Here is a 6109-nt window from a genome sequence, read left to right as displayed (position 1 = left end):
TCGACCCGTACGGCTATCTCACCTGGCTGTTCCGGTGCCTTCCACTAGCGAAGACCGTCGATGACTACGACGCGCTGCTTCCCTGGAAGATGCCCTCCGAACCCCGCTGACCTGCATCGCTACCACACCTCAAGCGCTCTGCCACCTTACTCTGAAGGGCGTCGTTCGTGGATCGCATACGATCAAATCGATTGCGCTTCTAGTTGCCGCGTCCGTGCTGAACGAGCAAATCTACTCTCAGTGGGTTGGCTATGCTGATCAAAGTGGCGAGTCAATACGTCGCTGAGAAGCAGTCTCCTAGCCGCCTTGCAATGCACGCTTCTTCGTGCGAGCCGTCCCCACCCATGTCTGCGTGATGTCAGCGCCGAGTGACTGGAATTGGGCCTTGAGCACGTATTGAAGAACTGCCCGCCGCGCGAAATGGCCACTGGGTTCCCATCGGTCGTGGAGTCGAATGCCACGGGCGGCCGAGCGTTACTCCGGCTGCTATGTTCGCACCACTGTGTCGGGCGATTTTTCCGACCATACGCTGGCGAGTGATGCGCACCTTCACACCTGCGTGCAGGCACCCGTGGGTCTAATAATTGTGCCCTATTCGCGCCGGTATGGGGCCGTGGGTGCTTCCCGACTGGCACACGTGGTGACGTGGATGAGCGACAAAAGTCGCTGCTGAACTGGCCGCTACGAGGCACGAATCCGCCGGGGTCTCCGTACAAACCATTCATGGCGCTCGCAGTGCTTGCGCTCAAACGTCGTACGCCGGAATAGGGGTTTCAGAACTCCGGCCTCTACACGTTCGCGGGTCACACGTTCCGCAACGATGGGCGCGTTCGACACGCCTGGGTCGCAACATGTGCACCGGCTGACTGAGTGACCGCTTTGACGGCGGCTGCAGCCGTCACTCCGATCGTGCCGCCGCATCGGTAGACCATAAACTCTCACGCACGCATCAATTCAATAATCCTTGAAATATCGAAACGAATGGGCTATCGTTTCCGCCCATGGACTCAAACCTCGTTGTACGCGCCCTGAGCGCGCTCGCCCATGAATCGCGCCTCGCGATTTTTCGCCTGCTGGTCGTCGCCGGCCCGGACGGCATGGCTGCCGGCGAAATCGCGCAGCAGGTTGGGCTTTCCCCCTCGAGCCTGTCATTCCACCTGAAGGATCTGTCGCACGCTGACCTGGTGAAGCCGCGACAAGACGGACGGTTCGTCATCTACACCGCCAACTTCGATGCGATGACCGGGCTAATTGGTTTCTTGACGGAGAACTGCTGCGCCGGCGCAACCTGTGCCGCAAGCAACCTCTCCGACTGCTGCGGGAACACACCATGAAGCGCATGGCTATCCAAACCGCGGTTGAGAACCTGGGCGAGCAATGGCCACCGCGGGGTCGATCGTCGGCAGCGTGCCGCGTGACGGACGATCGTGAAAATGCTGCGATACCTGCTGGATCAAAAATGCGCTTCATCGGCGAGAAACCCGCAGAGCGATCCCATGAGCAGCATTGATACGGTCCGCGGCGGCACGCGCCCGGCGATTGGTTTTTTTGAGCGCTACCTGACCGTCTGGGTTGGCCTTTGCATCGTCGGCGGCATCCTGCTGGGGCAGGTGCTTCCCCAACTCTTTCAGGCGATCGGTCGCATGGAAGTGGCGCAGGTCAATCTCCCGGTCGGCGTGCTGATCTGGGTGATGATCATCCCTATGCTGGTCAAGGTGGACTTTGCCGCCATGACCCAGGTCAGGAGCCAGTGGCGCGGCATCGGCGTCACGCTGTTCGTGAACTGGTTCGTCAAACCTTTTTCGATGGCCGTGCTTGGCTGGATCTTCATCCGGCATGTTTTCGCCCCGTGGCTTCCCGCCGATCAGGTCGACAGCTATATCGCCGGCCTGATCTTGCTGGCCGCTGCCCCATGCACGGCAATGGTGTTCGTGTGGTCGCAGCTCTGCAAAGGCGATCCGTATTTCACGCTATCGCAAGTAGCGCTGAACGACACAATCATGATCGTCGCCTTCGCGCCGCTCGTCGCGCTGCTGCTCGGCCTGTCGGCCATCACGGTGCCGTGGGATACGCTGATTATCTCGGTGGGTCTCTACATCATCATCCCGGTCGTACTCGCGCAACTGCTGCGCCGCTCGTTGATGACGAAGGGCGAGACGCATTTTCACCGGACCATCGCACAGCTCGCCCCTTATTCGATCAGCGCGCTGCTCGCGACTCTCGTGCTGCTCTTTGCGTTTCAGGGGCAGGCAATCGTCAAGGAGCCGCTCGTCATCGGCATGCTCGCGGTGCCGATCCTGATTCAGGTGTTCTTCAATTCCGGCCTCGCGTATCTGTTGAATCGCCGGCTCGGCGTCGCACATTGCGTCGCGGGTCCATCGAGTCTGATCGGCGCGAGCAATTTCTTCGAGCTTGCGGTGGCCACCGCAATCAGCCTGTTCGGCTTCCATTCAGGCGCGGCGCTGGCCACGGTGGTCGGCGTGCTGATCGAAGTGCCGGTGATGCTGTTCGTGGTCGGCGTCATCAACCGCTCGCAGCACTGGTACGAAGCAAAGCATGGCGTCAAAGGACAAAAGATATGAGCGTTACGATCTATCACAACCCGGATTGCGGCACGTCGCGCAACACGTTGGCTATGATCCGCAACGCCGGCATCGAGCCGGAGGTCATCGAATACCTTAAAACGCCGCCGCGCCGCGACACGTTAAAGGATCTGATCTCCCGCGCCGGCCTCACCGTGCGCGCCGCGCTGCGTGAAAAGGGCACGCCTTACGCCGACCTCGGTCTGGCCGACCCCACGCTGAGCGATGAACAGTTGCTCGATGCGATGCTGCAACACCCGATCCTCATCAACCGCCCGTTCGTTGTCACGCCACTTGGCGTCCGGCTTTGCCGGCCCTCCGAGATCGTGCTCGACATTCTGCCCGCAGCGCAGAAGGGTGCATTTGCAAAGGAGGATGGTGAACGGGTCGTCGACAGCAAAGGACGGAAGGTCAACGAATGACGCAGGATCTACCCAACGTCAGCGGTCCGCACCTCGACACGCCGGATCTGCACAAACTCGAACCGCGTGCGGTTTCCCAACACGCTCCGCGGATTCTGCTGCTCTACGGCTCGTTACGTGCCACGTCGTATAGCCGCCTTCTCACCCTCGAGGCCGAACGCATCCTGCGGCATTTCGGCGCCGAAACGCGGGTCTTCGACCCACACGGCCTGCCGCTGACTGACAGCGTCGCAGCCGATCATCCGAAAGTGGTCGAACTGCGCAAGCTGTCGGAGTGGTCGGAAGGACATGTATGGTGCAGCCCGGAGCGTCACGGCACGCTAACGGCGGTCTTCAAGAACCAGATCGACTGGCTGCCGCTCGAAAGCGGCGGCGTTCGTCCGACACAAGGCCGCACCCTCGCGGTGATGCAGGTGTGCGGGGGGTCGCAATCGTTCAACGCCGTCAACGCGCTGCGGGTGCTCGGCCGCTGGATGCGGATGGTGACCATCCCCAATCAGTCGTCGGTGGCGAAGGCGTATCAGGAATTCGACGCCGATGGCCGGATGAAGTCTTCGGCGTACTACGACCGCGTCGTCGACGTGATGGAGGAGTTGTACAAGTTCACGCTGCTGGTGCGCGACCGCTCGGACTACCTGACCGATCGCTACAGCGAGCGAAAAGAGGCGCATCCGGAACTCGCCGGCACTCTGGCGGCCGCCGCCATGCATCAGGAAGCGATGAGTGCCAATTCGGACACTGACGACAGCGAGACGGAGTGACGGCGACAGGTCCGGGCGGCATCCCGGCAGAGGCTCGCTGCCACGCACACCGCTTCTCGGGGCACTCCCTCTATTGCGCCTTCTCCTGAATCATGGAGCGATCGCCCTCGCGCCTGGCATGCCCGCTCGGCCCTTCGCGATACGATGTTCTGACTGCGAAAGCTAACGCCCCGCCGCCACCGACGAACTCGCACGCTGCAGTGCGAGTCCCATTGCTTCCCGAACCGCCTGCAGCAAACGGCTATCGGCGTCGTCCTTCCGTGTCACCACCGACAGTTGCAGGACCGGCGGCGTCGCACCAAGCCGGATCCGTCTCACCGGATAGCGTTCGCAGACACTTGGGTCGACCACCTGCAGCACCGACACGCCGAGCCCAGCGCTCACCATCGCGACGATCGCCGTTACGCTGTCGAGTTCGAGCGTGCTGCGCTTTTCTGGCATGAGCCGACGCACATAGCGCGCGCCCATCGCACCCGTCATCGTGCTGCGATCGTAGCGGATCCAGTCGTAGCGTCCGAGCAGTTCACGCACCGTGCCGCCTTTTTCGTCAGGCGGTGCGATCAACACCAGCTCCCGCTGCAAAAGCGGATACCACAGCAGTCCGGCCACCCTGCCGCGCTCCGGCTGCGCGACCACCGCCGCGTCCAGCAACCCCGCCTTCACATCGTCAATCAGGCCCGCGCTTCGACCTCGCTGCGGCCGTAGCAGCAATCGCGGATGCCGTTCCCGAAGCAGGCGCATCGTGCCGGGCAACACCAATGGCTGAATCGACTCGATCAGACCAAGCCGCACCGTCCCTTCGACGACCACCGTATGACGCCGCCTCAGCGCCTCGATCTGCTGCAAACCATCGCGCATTGCCGCCATCACCTGGTGGGCCATCGCGGTCGGCTGCACGTGCAGTCCCGCCCGGCTGAACAGCGGCTGGCCGAGATACTGTTCGAGGTGCTTCATCTGCATGCTCACCGCGCTCGGCGTGAGGTTCATGATGGCCGCCGCCGCCGCGAAGGAGCCCTCGGAAATGACGGCGCCAAGCGTCTGGAATGCTTCCAGCCTCATCAAGATTCCTTATGTGCGGGTTGAAATAAAGTCACTTTTGTTGACTATCCGCCGAGCCTATACTTTTTTCAAGAGGAGCGACGCCAAGCGTGGATACATGCCCGCGGACAATTTCAACATTCGGAGAAAAAGTTAGATGCACACCTTCAGACCTGTTGCATGGTTCGCGGCCGAGGCAGAAGACGATACGTCGTGGATTCAACGCCTGAGCGCCGAAGAAGTGGCCGGTTTCGATGCCGCGCTCGCGCATGCGAAAACGATCGGCCGGACGCTGCTGGAGATGGTGCCGGACGATTTCCCCCTGAACGCCGCGGCCCGTGACGCACTGAAACGCGCCGTCGACACGACCCAGGACCGCTGGGGAATGTGTCTGCTGAAGGGCTTCCCGGTGCACCGCTGGAGCGAAGACGAAACCCGTCTCGCGTACTGGGGGATGGGTCTGCATCTGGGCGTGGCCCGCACGCAGAATCGTGCGAGCGATATTCTCAACGACGTTCGCGACGTCGGCTCTGTGTATAAGACCACGAACGGGCGGGGCTACAACACCAATGCATCGCTCGACTTCCACATGGATTCGTGCGACGTGGTCGGCCTGCTGTGCCGGCGCGCCGCCCGGCAAGGCGGCGAAAGCAAGGTTGTCAGCTCGATCGCCGTTTTCGACGAGATGCGGCGCCGACGCCCGGATCTCGCCGAAGCACTGCGCGGACCGTTCTACTTCAGCTATCAGGGCGCACAGGATCCAGCCCAGCCGCCCTACTATTGCTGCCCGATCATCGGCAATCACGCCCAGTGCTTTGCGATGCGCACAAATCGGAAAAACATCGTTGCGGCGCAGCGCGATTTCGACGAAGTGCCACGGCTGTCCGACGAGCAGAACGCGGCGCTCGATCTGCTCGACGAATTGATGACCGATCCGCGCTACTGCTTTTCGATGTCGCTGGAACCGGGCGACCTGCAACTGCTGAACAATTACGTCACGATCCATTCCCGCACCGGCTTCGACGACTATGAAGAGCCGGACATGAAACGGCACCTGCTGCGCCTCTGGCTCGCTGTTCCGAATGCCCAGCCTCTCCCCGACAACTGGCTCGAATATTTTGGCGACGTGCGCGCGGGTGCGGTGCGCGGCGGCTTGCGGGGCAGTCACCGTTCGGCCGCGTTCGAGGCCTACGAAAAACGCCAGGCCGCGCACATGGGCATGACACTGCGTGAGTGGACACCAATGGCGTTCTCGGCGACAGCGGCCTGACCGGCGGCTCACCCACGCTTTCATGCAAACAGGCAC

General features: G+C 61.9%; 7 protein-coding genes and 1 pseudogene. 7 read left to right on the top strand and 1 reads right to left on the bottom strand.

Annotation, left to right across the window (positions count from 1 at the left end):
* The 6 genes and pseudogenes from FVF58_RS42085 to arsH form a co-directional block, all read left to right on the top strand.
* Nucleotides 1-110, top strand: a 110-nt coding sequence (locus FVF58_RS42085) for a transposase domain-containing protein (RefSeq protein WP_149675550.1), incomplete at its 5' end; no start/stop codon positions are given.
* A 550-nt stretch (nt 111-660) separates the two neighbouring features.
* Nucleotides 661-846: pseudogene (locus tag FVF58_RS55015) on the top strand (hypothetical protein); the annotation flags it as partial.
* Between the two features lie 155 nt (nt 847-1001).
* The gene (locus FVF58_RS42080) at nt 1002-1334 is read left to right on the top strand and encodes an ArsR/SmtB family transcription factor (protein ID WP_149675549.1); all 333 of its coding nucleotides are present in this window, start codon (nt 1002-1004) and stop codon (nt 1332-1334) included.
* A 162-nt stretch (nt 1335-1496) separates the two neighbouring features.
* A complete protein-coding gene (gene arsB / locus FVF58_RS42075) occupies nt 1497-2582 on the top strand; it encodes an ACR3 family arsenite efflux transporter (protein ID WP_149675548.1) in 1086 nt (361 codons plus the stop codon).
* Complete coding sequence (gene arsC / locus FVF58_RS42070; protein ID WP_149675547.1) at nt 2579-3004, top strand: arsenate reductase (glutaredoxin); 426 nt, start codon at nt 2579-2581, stop codon at nt 3002-3004. The genes arsB and arsC overlap by 4 nt, the downstream gene beginning before the upstream one ends.
* Nucleotides 3001-3765 (top strand): arsenical resistance protein ArsH, encoded by a 765-nt coding sequence (gene arsH / locus FVF58_RS42065; protein WP_149675546.1) that lies wholly within the window; start codon nt 3001-3003, stop codon nt 3763-3765. The genes arsC and arsH overlap by 4 nt, the downstream gene beginning before the upstream one ends.
* A 162-nt stretch (nt 3766-3927) precedes the next feature.
* On the opposite strand, the gene FVF58_RS42060 is transcribed toward arsH, so the two are convergent.
* Nucleotides 3928-4824, bottom strand: a complete 897-nt coding sequence (locus FVF58_RS42060; protein WP_149675545.1) for a LysR family transcriptional regulator — start codon at nt 4822-4824, stop codon at nt 3928-3930.
* Nucleotides 4825-4960: 136 nt separating this feature from the next.
* Between FVF58_RS42060 and FVF58_RS42055 the strand changes: the two genes are divergently transcribed.
* Nucleotides 4961-6073, top strand: a complete 1113-nt coding sequence (locus FVF58_RS42055) for a TauD/TfdA family dioxygenase (protein ID WP_149675544.1) — start codon at nt 4961-4963, stop codon at nt 6071-6073.
* Nucleotides 6074-6109: the final 36 nt, after the last annotated feature.

The organism is Paraburkholderia panacisoli (assembly GCF_008369935.1).
In the GTDB taxonomy this organism is placed as follows: domain Bacteria; phylum Pseudomonadota; class Gammaproteobacteria; order Burkholderiales; family Burkholderiaceae; genus Paraburkholderia; species Paraburkholderia panacisoli.
This window is presented reverse-complemented; position numbering and strand designations above follow the sequence as displayed.

Bases quoted from the DNA above. Each gene is read 5' to 3' on its own strand.
- arsC (WP_149675547.1), top strand. From the start codon at position 2,579: ATGAGCGTTACGATCTATCACAACCCGGATTGCGGCACGTCGCGCAAC.
- FVF58_RS42055 (WP_149675544.1), top strand. From the start codon at position 4,961: ATGCACACCTTCAGACCTGTTGCATGGTTCGCGGCCGAGGCAGAAGAC.
- FVF58_RS42060 (WP_149675545.1), bottom strand. From the start codon at position 4,824: ATGAGGCTGGAAGCATTCCAGACGCTTGGCGCCGTCATTTCCGAGGGC.
- arsH (WP_149675546.1), top strand. From the start codon at position 3,001: ATGACGCAGGATCTACCCAACGTCAGCGGTCCGCACCTCGACACGCCG.
- FVF58_RS42080 (WP_149675549.1), top strand. From the start codon at position 1,002: ATGGACTCAAACCTCGTTGTACGCGCCCTGAGCGCGCTCGCCCATGAA.
- arsB (WP_149675548.1), top strand. From the start codon at position 1,497: ATGAGCAGCATTGATACGGTCCGCGGCGGCACGCGCCCGGCGATTGGT.